The sequence below is a fragment of the Kocuria sp. TGY1127_2 genome, assembly GCF_013394385.1.
Lineage (GTDB): Bacteria > Actinomycetota > Actinomycetes > Actinomycetales > Micrococcaceae > Rothia.
Genome location: NZ_AP022834.1, coordinates 1,038,766 through 1,058,387, shown reverse-complemented (window position 1 = coordinate 1,058,387; position 19,622 = coordinate 1,038,766). Strand labels below are relative to the sequence as shown.

Genomic DNA, 19,622 nt, shown 5'->3' with positions numbered 1-19,622 from the left:
ACCGACCGGAAAACCGTGAACTTCCATTTTGCCCTTTTTGTGTGTGCAACTCCACTTGTGACCAGAAGAATTGAACTACAGTCCGGAATCCTCGTCCGCACTGCGACGGCCTACCCAGTACATTGCGGCAGCGAGGCCGGATCCTCCCCCTTGCCGACCTTCTCGACGGCGTTGACGGCGTCGTCGATCGTCGAAATTTTCACCACGGAAAGTCCGTCCGGAATGTGACCCACGACCTCATCGCAGTTCTCCGACGGGGCCAGGAATACGCTTGCTCCAGAATTCTTGGCTCCGATCATTTTCTGACGAATTCCGCCGATCGCTCCGACTTTTCCGTCCGCATCAATGGTCCCTGTACCGGCGAAATGTTTTCCGCCTGTCATGCTTCCTTCGGTCATTTCATCGATGATCCCGAGCGTGAACATCATGCCCGCACTCGGGCCGCCCACGGATTCGAGTCCGTAGTCGACGTGGAACGGGAAGTCGTAGTCGGACTTCAGATACAGACCAAGGCGGTACTCGCCCGAGGAAGGATCCTTCTGGGGCGTCGCTCGAATAGTTTTCTCTTCGCCGCCCGTGCCCTTCGTATAACCGAGCTCGATCGGAGTGCCCTTCCCGTCGGCAAGGGTCGTTTTGAGCTGCTCGTACGTCTTGAGAGGCTTTCCATCGATGGACTTCAGCACATCCCCTTTGTCGAGCTTCGCGGCGGCATCGTCAGTAGCTCCCTGCACGGTAAGCGTGGTGCTGTATTCGAGATTGAGATGCTTCGCCGCGGCCGCCTGGGCCGAGGATTGCGAATTAGTCATATCCGCCGTGTTCTGCGAGCTGACCTGTTGTTGGGTCATGGTGGGCTCGTAGAGCGCATCGGCGGGAAGTGCCGTCGAGTCTTTGTTGAACCAAGCGCTCAGGACATTGAGCGCACCCGTCGCACCGTTGGGGCCACCCGCGACGTAAACCGTCGTCATATCCAGGTCACCATCGGTCGGGTACGTGGGGTGGCCGGAAATCGAGATGAGTTGCTTTCCCTGGTAGTCACCGATCGTATTGAAAGTCGGTCCGGCCCCTTCCGTCACGAAATCGGGAGGAAGAAGGGCTCCTGCCGCGACCAGGCCGAGTGTTGCCAAACCTGCGATCGTTCCCAGTTGCGGTCGACGGAACCTCCTAGATCGCAGGGATCGGGTCTGGAGATGGGACATCGTCGAACTCTCTTACTTCGGTCAGCAAACTGCCCCGCTATGTTAACTCACTGAACTGGACAGCTCCTGGGGCGGACCTCGTCGAGTTGTGCGCGACGCCCGCCTATGTGCCATGAGCTGAAAAACCAGGGTGGGGACTGACGCGTCCGGTCCCATTGCTCTTTAATGAAGTCAAGAGAAGAAATGTCGTGAGCGCATTCGACCTCACGGCAACCAACGACCACGAGGTGTCATGAGTACGAATAATCCGTACAACAACGGCAAGAACGACGACAACGAGGACAACCCCTTCGAGGAGTTGTTCCGGAAGCTGTCCTCTGGTCAAGGCATCAACCCGGAGGATTTGCAAGGGATGGCCCTGCCGGTCGACCCAGCCATGATGTCCGGGATGTTCTCCCAGATTCAGTCGATGATGTCCGGGATGAACTCCGATGGCTCCCCGAATTGGGGCCAAGCACGCGAACACGCCCGTCGTATCGCCTCCGCGGAGAAAGATCCTTCGGTCACCAGCAACCAGAAGTCGGCCGTCAAGGACGCCGCGCAACTGGCACAGCTATGGCTCGATCCCGCGATCGATTTCGACCGTGCGTCGCTGTCTGATGAAGGCTGGTCGCGCAGCGAATGGATCGAGAACTGCTTCGATACATTCCGTGAGATCTCGGAGCCGGTTGCGAATTCCGTGACCGAGGCGATGAGCGAGGCATTGACGCAGCAGATGCCCGAGGAGATGAAGTCCATGCTGGGCCAGGGCGCCTCCGTGATCGGAGGCATGAGCGGCATGATGTTCGCCATGCAGCTGGGCCAAGCAGTCGGTGAATTGTCAAAGGAGGTCGTCTCCTCAACTGACATCGGTCTTCCTCTCGCACCCGGTCGCTCCGCTCTCCTGCCTTCGAATATCGCCGAATTCGGCGAAGGCCTTGACCTGCCCGCGCAGGAAGTCATGCTGTTCTTGGCGGTTCGGGAGGCGGCCCATATCCGGCTCTTCCACGCCAATCCTTGGTTGCGTGAGAACATCATGGAGCTCATCCAGCGATACTCTCGTGGTATCCATGTCGACATGGACCGGATCGAAGAGGCGACCCGGGACATGGACCCCATGAATCCCGAGTCGCTTCAGGATGCGCTGTCCGGCGACATCTTCAAGCCGACACTCACCGAAGACCAGGAAGTGACCTTGCGGCGGTTGGAAACGTTGCTGGCGCTCGTCGAGGGCTGGGTGGATCACGTCAGCACGGAAGCGACCAAGAATCTTCCGAGTGCCGCGGCGCTGACCGAAACTCTGCGGCGTCGTCGTGCCGGCGGTGGCCCGGCGGAGAAAGCGTTCGGATCCCTCATCGGTTTGGAGCTCCGTCCCCGCCGCCTGCGCGAGGCCTCACAGTTCTGGAAGGGCTACGAGGAAGAGCACGGCGTCGAGAAGCGCGACGCTCTCTGGTCCGCCCCTGAAAATCTGCCCACCGATGAAGACCTGGACCAGCCCGAAAACTTCGGCTCTGCACGCGACCTTTTGAACGCGACCGACGAGGAGATGGACGCCGCATTGGAGAAGCTTCTCTCGGGAGGCTACGACGAGGGCCAAGACGACTCGGGGTCAGGTTCCGATGGACCCGAGGATTCCGGTCGCGGGCCCCAGACTCAGTAGCCACCGACGTCACGATCAGTCGTCCCAGGCGGAAAACGCCGGCCCTTTACTCCCAGGGACCGGCGTTTTCTGTGTCCAAGCGGTGTCTTTCAAAAATAATGCCTTCCAAGAAGGCTTTGGCCAGCTCGACGTGCGGGAATTGAGCCTCGAGCTTTTTGAAATGGTTGTTGTGAGACGGTTCGACGAGATGACAGAGCTCGTGATGGATCACGTAGTCGACAACGAATTCGGGCGCACCCCACAGGTGGTGGGAGATTCGTATCCTGCCGGTTGCGGGAGTGGTTGAGCCCCACCGCGTGTTCTGATTGGTCACCCAGCCTATGGAGACCGGTTTGACGCGATCGTCGAGATAGGTCCGAGCGATCACCGATGCCCGCTCCCCCAGGTATGCGTCGGTCCGTCGAGGGTCGTCACGAGCCCCAGACCGTTCCGACAGCAATTTGGGAAGCAACCGTTCGAGGTAGTCCCGTGCGACCGGCGTCGCCATGGTGCCAGGCACCAGAAGGACGATCATTTTCCCTTCCCAGCGGGCGGAAATGGTCTTTCGCCGTCGTGCGGAACGTCTGATCTCGACCTCTGGTCGTGTACGCGTTGCGGCGAGCCGTTCGCGAGAAGGAAGTCCTGGCATCGACAGAAGCTTACCGGCGCGGGGCAAATACGGCCACGGACGAAGCCTCGCAGTGAGAGGGTACCGCACCGGCTGCCTGTGGATTACCCTGTTGCCGGGCGAGAGACCAGGCAAAGTTGGGGGCATGACTGACTTCCGTGTTCTTCACTCCACCGAAGCGCGTTTTCACACTGCGAGCCCGCCGAGGACCACATCCGTGCATTCCGCGACATTGACTCGGACGGGCCGGCCTAGGCCCCTGTTCATTGGGATTCCGGGGCCGGTGGCTGATGCCGTATCGCATTACGTGCGGACTTCGGCTGCGTTTCCCATGCTGTGCGATCGCTCGGCGGTGGACGCCCTCGACACAATGTCGAGCAGTTATCGCCCTTTCCACCGCGGGCGGCCCCGCGTACGGTGCCTCATGTGGACTTTGGCGACCTATGTGCCCGAGGTTCTGGTCAGCGGCGGACATCGCCCCGAAGACCGATATATCGAGGCCTTGTATCCGGGGCACGACCGGTGGGGCACGCCGAATCCTTGGCTGGGTGAACTCGTCGTTCACCCGGACGTCATCGTCCACACCAGCTGGCCCGAGCAGGAAACCGATTGGGACCTCCCGTTGGCACCGGACGTCCCCTGTCTGCAGCTCTGTCGAGACGAGCACGGAGAAGTACGGCCCTGCAACGCGACGACATGGGCCCGTCGGCGTTGCCCGGATTGTATTCTTGCGGCTAGCCCCGCGAAAGACTCCACCGGGTGCGAAACCGGATTGTCACCCACAGAACTATTGCGGCTCATGGACACGGTCGCATCCGGGAACCGGGGGCCGGACGAGGACCAAAGACTCTGGCCCGATTGCGTCTGCTCGCTCGGAGCCGACCAGGAGGTTCAGAGCTGAGTCCGCGGCGCTATGCCATCGAGGAAACGGGAGCGCTTTCGATGAGCTCGACCCCCGGGTGTGCGGGAGAGCGACCACGACAGGGTCAACCGCTCGCGAGCGCGGGTGGCACCCACGTACAGCAGCCTACGTTCCTCATCGATTTCGTCGCCGGTTTCGGCGAAGCTGATCGGCATGAGGCCTTCGCTCAAGCCGCACAGGAACACGGCATCCCATTCGAGGCCCTTGGCTGAGTGCAAAGACGCGAGCGTCACGCCGTTCATGACCGGCGCGTCCTGATGAGCAACACGTCGTGTCAGATCGTCGACCAGCATCGACATGGTAAATGTCGATTCGTCCGAGCCAGTCTTTTCCTCGTGAACCCTGGCGAGCCTGTCGGCCAAGGAGACCAAGGCGGCCAGTGACTCCCATTTCGAGCGCACAGAACCGGTACTGGACGGCGGCTTGTCGCGATACCCGAGCGATGCCAAGCAGTCCCTGACGAGCTGTGGGGCGGGCTCATCGCCGGCGGCTCTCGCTGACGAGCGAATCTGGAGTATGGCCTGTTTGACCTCAGGCCGGTTGAAGAACTTCTCGGTGCCTCGCAATTGGTAACCGACACCAGCATCCGTGAGTGCCTGTTCGATCGCCTGCGACTGTCCATTGGTCCGGAAGAGTACCGCAATCTCGGCAGGGTCGATGCCGTCTTTGGAGACCAAGTCCGACATGTCCTCGGCGATACCAGCGGCTTCTTGCTCGTCGTCAGCGTATTCGAACCATTCCACATCGGGTCCGCTGGGCCGCTGGGCACGCAATTCCAAGGGTGGCGCCCACGCCCCCGGGGTCGAGTCCCGCGAGGGCTTGCGAGCCGTGAGCAATCGATTGGCCAGGGTCACCACTTGAGGAGTGGACCGATAGTCCCGCACGAGCTTGATGACTTTGCCCTCCGGGTGACGGCGTGGAAACTCCAACAGGTGCCGCGAGGTCGCTCCCGTGAAGGAGTAAATGGTCTGCGAAGCGTCTCCGACGACGCACAGTTCGTCACGACCACCGAGCCAGCAGTCAAGTAGGCGTTGCTGGAGTGGAGAGACGTCCTGGTATTCGTCCACGACGAAGTGGCGGTATTGCTGGCGCACCGCTGCAGCGACCGCCGGATCTTCTTCGAGGATAGCGATCGTGGCGAGGAGAACGTCTTCGAAGTCGATGGCATTCCTCTCGGTTTTGAGATCCTCGTAGCCGCGCATGATCCTGGCCATGCTCAACGGGGTAAATCCCGTGGGCAGCTCCCGATGCCCCAGGTGCTCTTCCAACGTATCCGGCGTGAGCATCGAGACTTTTGCCCATTCGATCTCCGCGGCCAGATCCCGAATAATCGCGCGATCCGTACTGAATCGAAGGCGAGATGCAACTTCTGAGATGAATTGCGCTTTGCCCGAGATGAGCTGAGGCGGGGTCCCTCCTACGGCTTGGGGCCAGAAATACTGGAGTTGGCGCAACGCTGCGGCGTGGAAAGTGCGAGTCTGCACACCTGCTGCGCCCAAGGAACGAAGCCGATTCCTCATTTCATTGGCTGCACGGGAGGTGAAGGTCAGGGCGAGGACACGCTGTCCCACGTACGCGCCGGAAGCGATTCCGTATGCGATCCGATGGGTGATCGCCCGCGTCTTACCCGTCCCGGCTCCTGCTAACACGCACACGGGTCCCTGCAGGCTCGTGGCGACCTCTCGCTGCTCAGGGTCGAGGCCCTCGAGGATCTGGTCGGGGCTGGGCGGTTCCCCGGGGATCAGCAATTCGGCTGCGGTCTTCAGCGCTGAGTCGCCTCCTCAGTATCGGATTGGTTGTCGTATCCGGAAGGGCCCCGGTCGTCGAACTCCGCTGGCGATTGAGGCAAAGGTCCACCGTACCAATTGGCGATCAGGTGATGAGCGATCGAGACACTGTCCGGCAGGCGGATCTCCCCCGAAGTAACAGCGGCCTCGAGCTCGTCCCGTGTGAACCATCGAACGCTGGAAATCTCCTTGCCGTCCGGCCTGGCCGACTCGAGCCGAGTTGCATGCGCGACGAAACCGAGCATGAGCGAGCGCGGAAAAGGCCAGGGCTGCGATCCCAGATAGGTCGCCTCATCGATAGCGACGCCCGCTTCTTCGTAGATTTCCCGCGCAACGGCTGCTTCTAGGGACTCGCCCGACTCTACGAATCCCGCAAAGGTCGAGTAACGGTCTTCGGGCCACGCCGCCGAATGTCCCAGGAGGAGGCGATCCACGCCGCTGTCGTCCGTGTGGACCACGGCCGAGATCACGGCCGGATCGGTTCGAGGAAAGAGTTCCCGACCCTCTGATTCACAGATTCGTACCCACCCGGTGGGGTCCGGTTGGCAGGGGGAACCGCAGGTGGGACAGAATTTGTAGCTGGAGTGCCAGTTCATGAGAGCGATCCCGATGCTCAGCCACGTGCTTTCTTCCTTGCTCAGAACGGGAGCCGCGTCCCTGAGGCCCAGCCACTGGATGTTCTCACCACCGCTCTGTGAGCTCTGCTCGTGTTCCTCCGGCCAAGGATCACCGGCTTGGATGTCTTCCGGCCTGGTGTGCGGAGCGCGAGCCAGGAGTATCGGGGCCCGGTCCTCCGACGTCCCGAGGTATGCGACGACGTCGAGGCCTTCGGTGGGCGCAGCCCACGCAACGCCGGCGCGGCCCTCAGACCACGCCGTCGGAACTTTTCCCTGGTCAAGCATCAAAACTCGGGTTGAAGAATCGCTCAGAGCTGAATCCATGAGTTCGGTTCTCAGGCGCCCGTCGTCGATGCGCCGAATGGGGTATGTCCCCAGTAAATCGGGCCCAAGCGGGGGTGTGGGCTGTGTGACAAATTGGTGGTTCACGTGATCAGCTTGCTTCCATCTGTCTCTAGTACTCTGAACGAGTGAAATTAACACCGTTAACGTTAGCCGCTATGGCCTCGGCAGGAGTGCCGGGCCTCTTCCCCGTGGCCGCGTACGCGTACGAGGAAGACAACCCGGACTATGGTTCCGCGCTCGTTGTCGACTCCGCTCGCCAGCGGTGGATTGTGCGCGCTCCGCAGAATCATGAAGCCAGTGTGCGACTCGAGTCCGAGCACGTCATACTGCATTCATTTTCTCCGGGATTGCGCGCACGACTCCCATTCCAATTGCCCACGGTAGTGGGGTCGGCTGATAGTCGCGGCCTCAAGACTTTTGTGTATCCAGAGGTTCCTGGGGAAGTTTTGGACATCGAAGAACTAGCGCGGCGTTCCCACGTCGTGTCACCGGAACGAGACCCCCTCGCGACACAGATAGGCAAAGCCGTCGCCACAATCCATACGCTTCCGGCGGAGATGGTTCAGGAAGCCGACCTTCCGATGTACTCCCACGAACAGTGCCGCAAGAGGATGCTCTCGGAACTCGACCGAACGGCAAGCACAGGCAAAGTTCCCTCCGCACTCCTTCGGCGCTGGGAAGCCTGGCTGGAGGACGAGAGCATGTGGCAGTTCCGGCCCACCGTAGTCCACGGCGACCTGACCGAGGAGAATTTGGTTCTGGACGGAACCCGGCTGACGGCAGTCCGAGGATGGCATGACCTGCACGTCGGGGACCCAGCGCTGGATTTCTCTTGGCTGATGAGTTGCCCGGACCAGGAATTCACGGATTCGATCATCGAGGTCTACTCCGTCCAGCTTCCGCACGCACCCGACCAACATTTGCTTCGGCGAGCTTACCTTCACGCAGAGTTTGCGTTGGCTCAGTGGCTTGCCCGGGGCGTCGAGCAGAAGGACCGGGAGACCGTGGACGAAGCCGTCTCAATGCTCAGGACACTGGAAGATGATCTCCGAGAGTCCGGGGCCATTTCTTCGTCGTCGGCTACCTCGAACGTACGGTCGGTCTCCGAGCCCGCGGCGGCTCCTTCATCGCAGAGTGATCCGACGCGTGAGACCACCCCGGATTCGAGCGAGCCTGCCCGCACCTCGGCTAGCGCCGGCGCCCATGCGAGCGGACATGGGTCTTCTCGTGCGAAACCGAGCGAAGATCCGACGGGGCCTATTTCCACAATCGACGAGCCGTAGAGGAACTTTTCACTTGGTTTCTGAAGCTGTGTTTTGCATGCGGTTCACCAGGTCGATGAGTTCGGTCTCGTCCGCGACCTTGCGGGGCCTAATGGTTTTTCCGTGCGCGACGTAGTAGAAGGCCGCGGAGATGTCTTCAGGATCAACATCGTGAAGGCGCGCAAATCCCATCCTGTATACGGCCAATTGGACCGTTTTGTGCGTGAGGTCGGCTCCTTGGGGGACCCGACCGGTTTTCCAGTCGACCAATTCCCACTGAACTTTCCCTGAGGCATTCTGATTGCGGAATATCGCATCGATTCTTCCGCGGACCGTAAACCCAGCGAGCGGTGTTTCGATGGGGTATTCGATAGCCCACGGCTGGCGATCGAACCATGGGCTCGTCCGGAAAGACTCCTGCAGAGCAGCAAGTCCGGCGTCTTCTCCTTCTTCCGGGTCGGCCAAGCTCTCTCCAAGGTCCAACATTCCTGCGGCTCCGTAGTGCTCCTCGACCCATTCATGGAATCTGGTTCCTGCACGGGCCGATGTTTCGGGCCGACGCGGCATGGGCCTGTGGATCTGCTCGAGGATCCTCTGCGGATCCTGCGCGAGACCCACGAGCAGAGATGCACTGAGGTGCGTCGGCAGTTCAGGGCTTCCGCCGCCATCTCCTCTAGCCCGGTGAAGAGCCAGCAGGAGGCTTGTCTCTTCGGCCCAATCCGTCGGATCCGGCAACTCGTCCGATGGAAGACTCAGCGACGCGTCGGAAGCGGGCCACATTGACTCGGTACCGGATTCCGTGTCCATGTGAGACAGAACCAGCGACGCGGCTCTCTCGACGTCAACGCGCCGAGATACCACGGGCCCCGGATCCAGCTCCGCTGCACCGTGGTCTTCCGTCATGGCGAGATCGTTGAGTTCTTCCTCAGACTCCCATTCGCTGACGAAGGGCCTCGTCAGCGGGTCAAAGGGCCATAGAGCCGCATGAATCCGCTCGCCCTGTGGGTTCTTTGCTCCCTCCTCGGGCACCGGAGCCTCGTTGACCCACTCGATCGCGGGCGACGTCGGATCGAACTCCTCGGAAATCTCCTCCACGAATCGTGAAAGCGAATTGGGTTTGGCTTTGGTTCCGCTCCAGTGACTCGACGCGAGGAAGAGTACGCTCCTGGCCCTGGTCGTTGCCACATATGCCAGACGACGTTCCTCGGAGACGAGCCTGGCAAGATTGTGCTGGCTGAATTCTTGTCCGGACTCCTCGAGCTCTTGGGTTGAGCCGGCTCCGAGGTCTAAGGCAGGCAGGTATTTGGTGTCTCCGCGCAGCGTCCAGGGTAAAGCTCCGACATCCGAGAACCACGATTCGGTTTTGTCCGAGGGGAACCCTCCTTCCGTGAGTCCCTGCACGTAGACCTCATCCCATTCGAGGCCCTTCGCCGCGTGGACGGTCAGAATCTGCACGGCGGACGACTCTGAGGGCTGGACAGGCATGGCCAGACCGGATTCCTCAGCGATGGCCGCTTCGAGCCACGCAAGAAAAGCGGTTACTCCCGTCGCCGACGAGGTCACGGTGTACCGATGTTCCTTGAGTTCGGCGCTCTCGGCACCCTCTGCCCCGGAGGTCCCGCTGAAGCTGGAGCCGGCGTCCAGGCTGGCTGCCAAACGCGGTGCAGTCGCGCAATAGTCGGCTACTGCCTGATAAAAGGCATCTACGTTGGCTCGCGCCTGATGCACATCACGTCCCGGCTTGGATGCGAGTTCCAGGTCCAACATGGTGACGCGCTCAATGTGGTACAGCAGGCTCATCAGATCTTCGCCCAGGTAGCCCCGAAGTTCCTCCAGCTCTTGCTGAAGTCTGACAAGTCTTTGCCTGGCTTCCGTACTCAGTGATCGGCCGGCTGCTGAGGTCCATCCGGCCTCGGGAAGGGTCTCGATCGCTTCGATCAGGCTCGAATTTTCGCTCTGATCTCCTCCGGTGCGCAAGAGATCTTCGAGCCGTTGCGAAGCTTCATGCAGCTCGGCTTGTGGGTCGTCCGCGACAAGATGCTCTTCCCCTGGAACGCGACCTTCCGGTGTAGCGAGGTCCTCCGCAATACCGGTGAGAATGGATCTCTTGCGTCGACGGGCAAGGAAGTGTGCCCAGTCATTCAGTGCCATGAGATCCCGAGGTCCGATCCGCCAGCGCGCTCCTGCCAGGAGACGCATCAGAGAATCTGAACGAGCCGGATCGGACAACACCCGCAGGACAGCGATGAGGTCGGTTACTTCGGGCGTTTCAACAAGCCCTCCCAGGCCAACCAATTGATACGGCACCGATTGGCGTTCGCATTCCAAACGGATGGTCTCCATGTGGCGACGGGCTCGACAGAGGACGGCAGAGCTGGGAACCTCTCGACCCTCGCGGTCAGCGTCCGATCGATGCGCAGCGATAGTCGAAACGATGGCTTCGGCCTCGTCTTGGTCCGTTCCCCATATTCCGGTCATAAGCCGGCCTTCCGGGGCGTCAGGTCGGGCAACCAGGTCCGGGACGTGAACCGATGAAGCTGCGCGGACCCATTCTCCTTGGTCGGACAGAGGGCGCGCAATCCGATTGGCCGCGTCGAGTATCCGTGTTCCGTTTCTCCAAGCGACGGACAAGTAGTCGGCGTCTTGGTGGGGCGAGGGGAAGTAACGGTAGAAGTCGAAGAGCTGCCCTTCCGAGGCTCCTCGGAAACCGTAGATCGACTGTTTAGGGTCTCCCACGGCCATGACGCTGTGTCCGTTTCCGAACAGACTCGAGAAGAGGACCATTTGCGCATGGGACGTGTCCTGGAATTCGTCGAGCAGTACCACGCGATAGAGCTGACGCTGTTCGCTGCCCATGCAATCGATCCCTCGAGCCATGCTTGCGGCGTAGGCAAGCAGATCGCCGAAATCCATGACCTGCATAGCTTGTTTGATACGCCGATACCGCTCCGTCAGCCTTGCGACCAATAGTTTTTGTTCGAGCTTTTCGACGAGAGTTCCCCGGAGTTTCTCTTCTTTCTTGAGTTTCTTGGGGTGGTTGTTCGGCATATTCTTCAACGACGACAAGCTGCGCCGGCAGAAGTCCTCGACTTCTGCCGGGGTCCGCAGATGTTCTGCACATTCCCCCGAGAGTTGAAGCACTTCGGTGATGAGGGTCGACGCCGCCGGGAGCTTCTCCGGTAATTCCCCATCCCAGTTCTCGACAATCTGGGCAACCAGCTGGAAGCATTGCGCCTGTCCGAGCTGGGTCGCGTCCTTCTCAATGCCGATCCGGAGTCCGTATTCCGAGACCAACGATTTTGCATAAGCGTGGTAGGTGCTGACGGTGGGATCGAGAACAGGCTCGTCGGAATCGGCCTCGGGTTGGTAGAGGCCTTCCTCACGCAACGCGGCCAACCTCTGAGCCATGCGATGACGAAGCTCCCCGGCGGCTTTCTTGGTGAACGTGACTCCGAGGATTTCGTCGGGTCGGACCAGTCCATTGACGACCAACCACACGACCCGGTCGACCATAGTTGCGGTCTTGCCGGAGCCAGCGCCCGCAACCACAAGCCTCGGTGACAAATCTGCGCTGATGATCTTCGATTGTTCTTCGGTCGGCAGATTGTGGCCGAGAGCCGTTGCAATATCTTCCGGCGAGTAGCGAATCCGGTCTGAATTCTCGGTGCGGTTCACGGTTGCGTGACCTGCCTTCCTGACGAACACAAAGGACATATTTCTGGAAGACGGCATTTGAGGCCGAATCCTCCGGCCGAATCCGTGTGCCTGGCCTGGAACCGCTCATGGGCCACGAGCTCGGCACATTTTCGGATCAGGTCAACAGCCCAGTAATCCTGTTCTGTCAACGGTTCTTGGGACTGGACCTTGTACGCCTTGGTGGAGGTTCCCAGCTGAACCAGCGCAGCTCCACCGGACAGCTCGGTGATACTGGCACCGTCGAACCTCAGGGGTGTTTCTCGGACAGATGCAGGCTCACCGTGATCGAACATCACCGCTCCGGCGCCGGCCTCGAGCGCGACCTGATACGCGGCAAGCTGCGGATGCTGCGTGACGTCCGCGGCCGACGGAGCGCTCTTGCCCGTTTTGAGGTCGATCACGACATAACGGCCCAATTCATCGATTTCGAGACGATCCACTCTTCCGGAGAGCAGGGCATCCCTCGCTGGTCCCGGAACGAGCACTTCGAAGGCGCCTTCGACGCCGACGAGTTTCCGCCCGAGCGACGCACGGGAGTCCACCGCATACGCAGCAAATTTGCGAATCATGGTGACGGCTCGATCGTAGACGACCCGGGTCTCCCACGTATCCGACAAGCCCAGCGCCCCGAACCGTCGCTCCAGTTCTTCTTCCAGTTCATGGCCTGGGGCATCCGGCATGTTCTGGGCGATCTCGTGGATCAGGTTTCCGACGGATCTGGACAGGTCGGTTGCCGGTTCTCCGCCAGCGGAGCTGACGAACCAATCGAGGGGCGAACGCCGAATGGTTTCGAGTTTGGAGGGCGAAACCGGCACCGGATCATTGACATTAAGGGGTGCGCTCTCATCGGTCAGTGGAGCAAGCCCCCACCAGTCCCGTGGATGAGCCCCCGGAATGCCCACCATCTCTTCGCCCCGCCTGCTCCCGTTGCCTCTGGAGTCCGACGACTGTGGCTCTTGAGCAAGCCGCGCGAGTTGTTCTGCGGCCCGGAAAGCGAGCCCGGGATGGTCCGCGGATTGCGCCCAAAGTCGAAGTTCCGCGATCAGACCTCGCATGGTCATAGGGCGCCTGACTGGGCTCACGACCGCTTCCGACATGGCCACAGGATCAAGGATGTCGAGGAACTCGCTCGCCTCCTCCTCCTCATTCGCGACCGCGCTGACGACCAACTGCGACGTGCACCTGCTGATGGCGGTCGCGAACATTCGAAGTTCGTCGTACCGGGTTTCTCGCAGCCGGTTCCTACGGGTCACCCGAACCGCTTGCTCCACACCTAGGAGTACGACGTCGGAGAGTTCCGGTGTGCTCAGGAGACCGCCGCGTAGGGTCGTGTTCGGCCAACTCCCCTGCTGTACTGACGCAACGTGCACCCAGGCCCATTCGCGGCCTGCTGCAGAAGCGGGCGTGACCAGCGCAACCGCGGCGTGGTTCGTAGAGCGGGGAGCCAAAGTATCCATGGGGAGGTCCTGGCTGTCGATGTATTCCAGGAATTCCCTCGCGCCTGCACCCGGTTGCTGGTCCACGTAACGCTCAGCAGTTTCGAAAAGTGCGAGCATAGCATCGAGATCACGATGCGCGCGCTGGGCGGCAGGTCCGGTTCCCTTGGATGTACTGAGCCATTCTTGGGCGAGCCCACTGGTTTCCCACAGTGCCCACAACACGGTTTCAGCGGTGGATGTGTTTTCCTCCATGGCCCGCTTGCCGGCGCTCAACACGGAGTGCAACCTCTCAAGAGGCTCGTTGGTCCGGGTTCCAGAAGCATCCGAAGAATTGCGGTGAGGTGCTGCAGTCAGGGCCGAGGGACCCACACTCCCGTTGAGGACTTCCAGGATTAGCTCGTCGCTCGAACGAGTACCGCCCCGTCTCAATTCTGCTGCTCTCAGCGACTGACGGATACGTCTGACCGTATTGGGGCTGGCCCCACCAAGCCTCGATGTCAGAAGCGAAAGTGCCCTGGAAATATCCGCCGGACCGTGTTCCCCGCTGGCCAGCCACAGGGCATCCAGGAACGGGCGAACCGCGGGTTCCTCTCGCAAGGGCGTCTCGGCTACCGGGATGGATACTGGGATTCCGTCGGACTCCAGGTGGCGCTTGATCCTCGCCAATGAGGTACCGTCTCTCACGACCACGGCCATGTCCCCGAGCGGACGACCGCCTTTCACGTGCTCCTCGAGAATACCTTGCGAGATTAGCCTCAATTCGTGCTGGGCAGAAGCCGTCAGGCGGATCGCGATCTCGGCTCGAGTCGATCGTTCGAGTACAGCATCCGATGGTTCAGGCGAGCGATCGTGACGTGCTCTGGCGACCACGGGAATTCTCTCGCTCACGCGACGCACGGAATCCGCTATGGGGCTCGGCAGCCTGTGCTGTCGATCCAGTCGGCGAGTTTCGATCTCGGGGTAAGCCTTGAGCCGGGATCCTAGTTCCGCCAAGACCTCGGGCCTGGCTCCACGGAATCCCTGGACCACGGTATCCGTGCAAGCAGTCATCACCAGTTGGGGCGGGTTGACTGCGGCCGCCGGTGCCATCGACTCGAGGAGCCTCATGATGGCCGGCGTAGCCTCCTGGAGGTCATCGACCAGGATCAGACGCAAGCGCTCATGTTCTTTGGCCAAGAACTCGGGGTTGCTCTCGAGGAAGTTAGCGGCCTGGTGGATCAGTGCCGAGGGGTCGTAGGCCTGCGGCATCCTCAGCCGCCTCAGTTGTTCGTATTCCACGCGAAAGTCCGAGGCGGCAACCCACTCCGGGTGGTTCAGTGCATTCCCCAACTCGCGGACCCGTTCCGGGCTGAGATCGAATTCTGCGCAACGGTCCAGGAACTCGCGGATTTCGCGGCGGAATCCTCGCGTTTCCAGAGCTTCCTTCAGCTCCTCGGGCCACTGTGGCTGTTTTCCTAGGCCGTTCGAGTGGGCCAGCAACATCTCTCCGATCAGAACGTCTTGTTCCGGTCCGGTGAGCAACCGAGGCTCGAAGTCCACCCCTTCCAGCAGTCCTTCCGCGTGCGCCCGCCGCAGGATGTCGAATGCGTAAGAATGCCAAGCCCTTGCCGGTGGCGTGGAAATGGTCGCGGACAACTTTTGGGAGAATCCATCGCGCAACTGATCCGCAAGGGTACGCGTGGGAGCAAGGAGCAGAATCTCCTCCGCCGATGCGCCCTCCGCCTCGCCGCCACCCACATGATCGAATGCACATTCAATCAGGCTGCTGGTCTTGCCGGTTCCTGGCGCGCCCAGGACCAAAGTGGCGCCATGAGACCGGGACGGGAGACGGCTCGCGAGAGGATTCTTGGGGCTCATGTACCAATCTCACCACGAGCCACTGACAAGTTAAGGCGATTCGTCGACGTCGACTACATGTTGCAGAAGGCAACCACCAGTTTCCGACCAATCCACTACCTCGAGCAAACACCTCGGCACGATGTGTCCGGGCTATCCGGTTCCCAGGCAAGCGCCCGGGATCTGCAAACACGTTCGGCTCGGCAGTACGCGCGAGTCACCTATGAATCCGGGTACGGTGGAGTCCATGACGAGCGATGCACGTGTCGAAACGCCTCCCTGGACGCAAGGGCCCCGAGCCACCTTCGATCTGGAAACCACAGGACCCAATCCGCGCACCGCGCGAATTGTTACGGCATCGCTCATCCTCGTGGCCCCGGACGGCGAAGTGCTTCGCCACGGTGAATGGCTTGCCGACCCCGGAGTGCCCATCCCGGAAGAAGCCGCGGCCGTCCACGGGATTTCCACCGAATATGCCCAAGAACACGGAGCCCCGCTCAAACAGGTCGTCTACGAACTGGCCTCGGCGATCGGCGGGCTCTTCTCCGACGGCGTGCCGATATTTGCGTTCAACGCGGTCTACGACTTCACCGTCCTCGCCCGGGAATTGCATCGGCTCGAGTTGCCGGATTTGGTCCCCTACCCTGTTCTGGATCCTCTCGTCTTCAACAAGAAGGTCGACAAGTACCACAAAGGCAAGCGCACCCTGACGAATCTCACTCAGGAGTACGGCGTAGTGCTCGAGAATGCTCATACGTCGGCAGCAGACTGCTTGGCGACCGAGCGTTTGGCAACAGCCATGACCCAGAAGTATCCCCAGCTGGACATGCCAGCCGGGGAACTCCATGATCTTCAAGTCACGTGGGCCAAAGAACAAGCGGCCGATCTTCAGGCGTATTTCGACAAGATCGGCAAAAACTCCAAAGTCAATGGAGACTGGCCGATACAGGCCGAGTCCGAGCGCCCCTAGCGGGGTTCTTCTGCGTTTGCGGCCGCTCGAGCTGCGGCTGGCAGGGCCGATACGATGTGATCCATCGCGACGTCATCGTGGGAAGCGGACAGGAACCATGCCTCGAACGGCGACGGAGCCAGATAGACCCCGGATTCCAGCATCGAATGGAAGAACGGTCCGTAGCGGTACGATTCCGAGGCCTTGATGTCCTCGTAGTTCCGAACGCCCTGAGATCCGGTTCCGAATGCCACGGAGAAGATATTGCCCGCGGTCTGGATCGAATGCTCCACGCCTTCTGCGTTCAAGGCCGAGGTAATTTCCCGCTGGAGCTGCAACGAAACTCGATCAATCGTCGAGTAGACCTGACCCGTAGCATTTCGAAGGGTCGCGATTCCCGCGGCAACCGACAGCGGATTGCCGGAAAGAGTTCCCGCCTGGTAAACGGGACCGGTCGGCGAGAGATACTCCATGATCTCGCGGCGCCCGCCCAATGCAGCAATGGGCATGCCCCCACCGATGACCTTGCCGAACGTGAAAATATCAGGAGCCCAACCGCCTTCGCTTTCCGAAGTCAGCCCCCAGTATCCCGCCGAGGACGCCCGGAAGCCGGTGAGCACCTCATCGAAGATCATCAGGGCACCGTGTTCACGCGTCAGATCCCGCAGACCAGAGTTGAACCCCTCCGCGGGCGTCACCACGCCCATATTGCACGGGGCAGCCTCGGTGATAACGGCCGCAATCTCGCCCTCGTACTTGTCGAATGCGGTGCGGACTGCATCGAGGTCGTTGTAAGGGACCACGATAGTTTCGGCCGTGGTCGCTTCGGTCACCCCTGCAGATCCGGGGAGGGAAAGCGTCGCGACTCCGGATCCGGCTTCGGACAGCAGAGCATCCACGTGACCGTGATAACACCCGGCGAACTTGATGATCTTGTCGCGTCCCGTGTACCCACGCGCCAAACGGATCGAAGTCATGGTCGCCTCGGTACCCGTGGAGACCAAACGAATCTGTTCGATGGCCGAGCCCTTAGTCGCCGAACGATTAATCCGGTCGACTACCGTTTCGGCCAGCTCGGTTTCCCCCACCGTGGACGCGCCGAAGGACAGACCGTGATCAACGGCTGCGTGCACCGCCTCGATGACGGCCTCATGTCGGTGCCCCAGAAGGGCTGGACCCCACGAACCGACCAGGTCGACGTACTCTTTTCCGTCCGCGTCCTTCACGTAGGGCCCCTCGGCATCAACGATGAACGGTGGGGTGCCCCCGACCGAATTGAATGCGCGAACCGGAGAATTGACGCCTCCGGGTATGACTTTCTGCGAACGGTCGAAGAGTTCCTCGGATACGGTCAAGATGTCCTCCTGATGTGTGTGATGATCCAGTTGCCAGTGCTTTTCTACCGTTTTCCCTGCGCCAGCCATTGGGCGACCTCGGTCGCGTAATAGGTGAAAATCAGATCGGCCCCGGCACGCCGCATACCCGTCAGGGCTTCCAGAACGATGCGCTCACGATCTACCCAACCATTGGCCGCCGCAGCTTCGATCATCGCGTATTCCCCCGAGACCTGGTAGACGGCTACGGGAACGGTCGAGAAATCGGCGACCTCTCGAACGACGTCGAGATACGCCATCGCCGGCTTGACCATGACCATGTCGGCGCCTTCTTCGAGATCAAGCTGAGTTTCCAGGATCGACTCGCGACGATTCGCCGGGTCTTGCTGATAGGTCTTCCGATCCCCTTGGAGCGAGGAGCCCACGGCATCCCGGAAGGGTCCGAAGAATGCAGACGCATATTTGGCCGAGTAGGCCATGATCGAAACATCGTGGAACCCCTTGTCGTCCAAGGCCTCACGGATACCCGCGATCTGCCCGTCCATCATGCCGGACGGGCTCACGACGTGCGCTCCTGCCTCGGCTTGAGCGACCGCCATGCGTTCGTACAGTTCGACGCTGCGATCGTTGTCCACTATGACGTCGCCGGCGCCGTCTTCGGTCAGCGGCCCGCAGTGCCCGTGGTCCGTGAATTCGTCAAGGCACGTATCGGCCATGATCACGACCCGATTGCCGAATTCCCGGCGCACGGCACGGATGCCACGATTGAGGATTCCTTCGGGATCCCACGCGACGGAGCCCTCGGCATCTTTGTCCTCGTCCTTCGGCACTCCGAAGAGGTCGATGCATTTGACGCCGGCTCTCTCGGCCTGGCGGACGGCTTCGATGAGAGATTCGACAGTGTGCTGGTACTGACCCGGCATCGAGCTGATCTCGACCGGCCCGTCGATGCCATCCCGGACGAACAAGACCTGGATGAGATCCTCCGGATGGAGTCTGGCCTCGGCCACAATGTCACGCATCGCGGGATTTGTACGGAGTCGACGCGGCCTGCGGGTCAGGTCAAGTTCCTGACGTGCGTTGTTTTCCCTCACGGTCACCACTTCTTTCGTCGTCAATTCTTAAGTTTTCGAGGACTATTCGTGTCCCTGCCCAAGGCCCGAATCACGGCCTCGGCCAGATCCTCCGCGCCCGGGCTCTCGGACCGGAACGTTTCGAGGTGCAGATCCTGAGCTGCCCGCTCGGTGGTCCTACCGATGCAAATGACCGGGACCTTAACCGGGCCGAGGTCGTCGAGGGTCTGGATCAGGCGGGGCGAGGTTGCCACGATCGCTGAGAGAGCCGAATCTGCCTCGTCCCGAAGTTGCTTCATTGTGGCTTGGCGATCGAGGACGGTTGCTGACATTGCCGAGTCCGGCCTCGGGGCGACAAGGGGGCGATCGGCAGGATACGGCACGCGCTCGTAGACCACGGCTTCACTGACCCGCAGGCCACGTTCACGCAATCCGTTGGCAAGCTCCGCCCTGGCGGGTCTGCCGTGCACGCAGAGTACCTTTTGTCCCTCTTCAGAACCCATAACGTCCGTCCAGGCCGCCAACATTCCCATGGCGCTGTTCTCCTCAGGAGGTTCCACCGGAGCCAACCCGGCGTCCTGAGCGGCACGCCGTGTGGCCTCACCGACGCACCAGATTCTCGCCGATGCCAAGATTGACGAAACCGTCCTCAAACCGTGAGCTTCCAGCAATGCTCGAACGGCCCACACGCCATTGGCACTCGTGAAAGTAACGACGTCGTATGACTCCTGATGCAACGCATCCACCACGTGCTGGGCTTCTTTTCCGCCCACCAACTCTGCTTCGGACAGCGGGCTCAGGACAGGTTCCAGACCACGACGCCGCAACTGAACAATCAGTTCGCTCGACCGCTCAGGCCCCCGGGTCACGAGCACCCGGGGGCGAGGGGACGCGGTCGCCCCCGTCGGAGAGGCTTCCAC

Annotated in this window: 13 protein-coding genes; 4 read left to right on the top strand and 9 right to left on the bottom strand. The window is 61.0% G+C overall.

Translation table 11 applies throughout. From position 1 onward, the window contains the following. Positions 1-110 precede the first annotated feature (110 nt). A complete protein-coding gene (locus tag sake_RS04735) occupies positions 111-1,196 on the bottom strand; it encodes a PDZ domain-containing protein (protein ID WP_178945548.1) in 1,086 nt (361 codons plus the stop codon). 232 nt (positions 1,197-1,428) lie between these two features. Between sake_RS04735 and sake_RS04730 the strand changes: the two genes are divergently transcribed. Next, a complete protein-coding gene (locus tag sake_RS04730) occupies positions 1,429-2,835 on the top strand; it encodes a zinc-dependent metalloprotease (RefSeq protein WP_178945547.1) in 1,407 nt (468 codons plus the stop codon). 46 nt (positions 2,836-2,881) lie between these two features. On the opposite strand, the gene sake_RS04725 is transcribed toward sake_RS04730, so the two are convergent. Beyond that, positions 2,882-3,463 (bottom strand): M48 family metallopeptidase, encoded by a 582-nt coding sequence (locus sake_RS04725; protein WP_165000984.1) that lies wholly within the window; start codon positions 3,461-3,463, stop codon positions 2,882-2,884. 124 nt (positions 3,464-3,587) lie between these two features. On the opposite strand from sake_RS04725, the gene sake_RS04720 reads away from it, so the two are divergent. Then, positions 3,588-4,343 (top strand): hypothetical protein, encoded by a 756-nt coding sequence (locus tag sake_RS04720; RefSeq protein WP_129359962.1) that lies wholly within the window; start codon positions 3,588-3,590, stop codon positions 4,341-4,343. Here sake_RS04720 and sake_RS04715 read toward each other — a convergent pair. Together sake_RS04715 and nudC are read right to left on the bottom strand one after the other, a co-directional pair. Beyond that, positions 4,334-6,112: an ATP-dependent helicase gene (locus tag sake_RS04715; RefSeq protein ID WP_371811946.1), complete on the bottom strand. Its 1,779-nt coding sequence runs from the start codon at positions 6,110-6,112 to the stop codon at positions 4,334-4,336. The two genes, sake_RS04720 and sake_RS04715, sit on opposite strands and share 10 nt — an antisense overlap. A gap of 14 nt (positions 6,113-6,126) precedes the next feature. After that, on the bottom strand, positions 6,127-7,092 hold the full coding sequence (gene nudC / locus sake_RS04710) for an NAD(+) diphosphatase (RefSeq protein WP_178945546.1): 966 nt from the start codon (positions 7,090-7,092) through the stop codon (positions 6,127-6,129). Positions 7,093-7,268: 176 nt separating this feature from the next. Here nudC and sake_RS04705 point away from each other — a divergent pair, with 176 nt between their 5' ends. Beyond that, positions 7,269-8,396, top strand: coding sequence for a phosphotransferase (locus sake_RS04705; RefSeq protein WP_243155739.1), 1,128 nt, complete (start codon positions 7,269-7,271; stop codon positions 8,394-8,396). Between the two features lie 9 nt (positions 8,397-8,405). Here sake_RS04705 and sake_RS04700 read toward each other — a convergent pair whose 3' ends face one another. Further along, complete coding sequence (locus sake_RS04700; RefSeq protein WP_178945544.1) at positions 8,406-12,107, bottom strand: ATP-dependent DNA helicase; 3,702 nt, start codon at positions 12,105-12,107, stop codon at positions 8,406-8,408. Then, a complete protein-coding gene (locus sake_RS04695; protein WP_178945543.1) occupies positions 12,047-15,367 on the bottom strand; it encodes an ATP-dependent DNA helicase in 3,321 nt (1,106 codons plus the stop codon). The genes sake_RS04700 and sake_RS04695 overlap by 61 nt, the downstream gene beginning before the upstream one ends. Positions 15,368-15,593: 226 nt before the next feature. Here sake_RS04695 and sake_RS04690 point away from each other — a divergent pair, with 226 nt between their 5' ends. After that, positions 15,594-16,316 (top strand): 3'-5' exonuclease, encoded by a 723-nt coding sequence (locus tag sake_RS04690; RefSeq protein ID WP_129359968.1) that lies wholly within the window; start codon positions 15,594-15,596, stop codon positions 16,314-16,316. Here the strand turns inward: sake_RS04690 and hemL are convergent. From hemL to sake_RS04675, 3 genes are all read right to left on the bottom strand, one after another. Beyond that, a complete protein-coding gene (hemL, locus tag sake_RS04685) occupies positions 16,313-17,650 on the bottom strand; it encodes a glutamate-1-semialdehyde 2,1-aminomutase (protein WP_243155738.1) in 1,338 nt (445 codons plus the stop codon). The genes sake_RS04690 and hemL overlap by 4 nt on opposite strands. A 44-nt stretch (positions 17,651-17,694) precedes the next feature. After that, positions 17,695-18,651, bottom strand: a complete 957-nt coding sequence (gene hemB, locus sake_RS04680) for a porphobilinogen synthase (RefSeq protein ID WP_178946277.1) — start codon at positions 18,649-18,651, stop codon at positions 17,695-17,697. Positions 18,652-18,743: 92 nt separating this feature from the next. Further along, positions 18,744-19,622: a uroporphyrinogen-III synthase gene (locus tag sake_RS04675; protein ID WP_165000985.1), complete on the bottom strand. Its 879-nt coding sequence runs from the start codon at positions 19,620-19,622 to the stop codon at positions 18,744-18,746.

Excerpts from the sequence above, each read along its gene's own strand:
- sake_RS04735 (WP_178945548.1), bottom strand. The coding sequence starts at position 1,196 with ATGTCCCATCTCCAGACCCGATCCCTGCGATCTAGGAGGTTCCGTCGA.
- sake_RS04730 (WP_178945547.1), top strand. The coding sequence starts at position 1,429 with ATGAGTACGAATAATCCGTACAACAACGGCAAGAACGACGACAACGAG.
- sake_RS04725 (WP_165000984.1), bottom strand. The coding sequence starts at position 3,463 with ATGCCAGGACTTCCTTCTCGCGAACGGCTCGCCGCAACGCGTACACGA.
- sake_RS04720 (WP_129359962.1), top strand. The coding sequence starts at position 3,588 with ATGACTGACTTCCGTGTTCTTCACTCCACCGAAGCGCGTTTTCACACT.
- nudC (WP_178945546.1), bottom strand. The coding sequence starts at position 7,092 with ATGGATTCAGCTCTGAGCGATTCTTCAACCCGAGTTTTGATGCTTGAC.
- sake_RS04705 (WP_243155739.1), top strand. The coding sequence starts at position 7,269 with ATGGCCTCGGCAGGAGTGCCGGGCCTCTTCCCCGTGGCCGCGTACGCG.
- sake_RS04700 (WP_178945544.1), bottom strand. The coding sequence starts at position 12,107 with ATGCCGTCTTCCAGAAATATGTCCTTTGTGTTCGTCAGGAAGGCAGGT.
- sake_RS04695 (WP_178945543.1), bottom strand. The coding sequence starts at position 15,367 with ATGAGCCCCAAGAATCCTCTCGCGAGCCGTCTCCCGTCCCGGTCTCAT.
- sake_RS04690 (WP_129359968.1), top strand. The coding sequence starts at position 15,594 with ATGACGAGCGATGCACGTGTCGAAACGCCTCCCTGGACGCAAGGGCCC.
- hemB (WP_178946277.1), bottom strand. The coding sequence starts at position 18,651 with ATGCGTGACATTGTGGCCGAGGCCAGACTCCATCCGGAGGATCTCATC.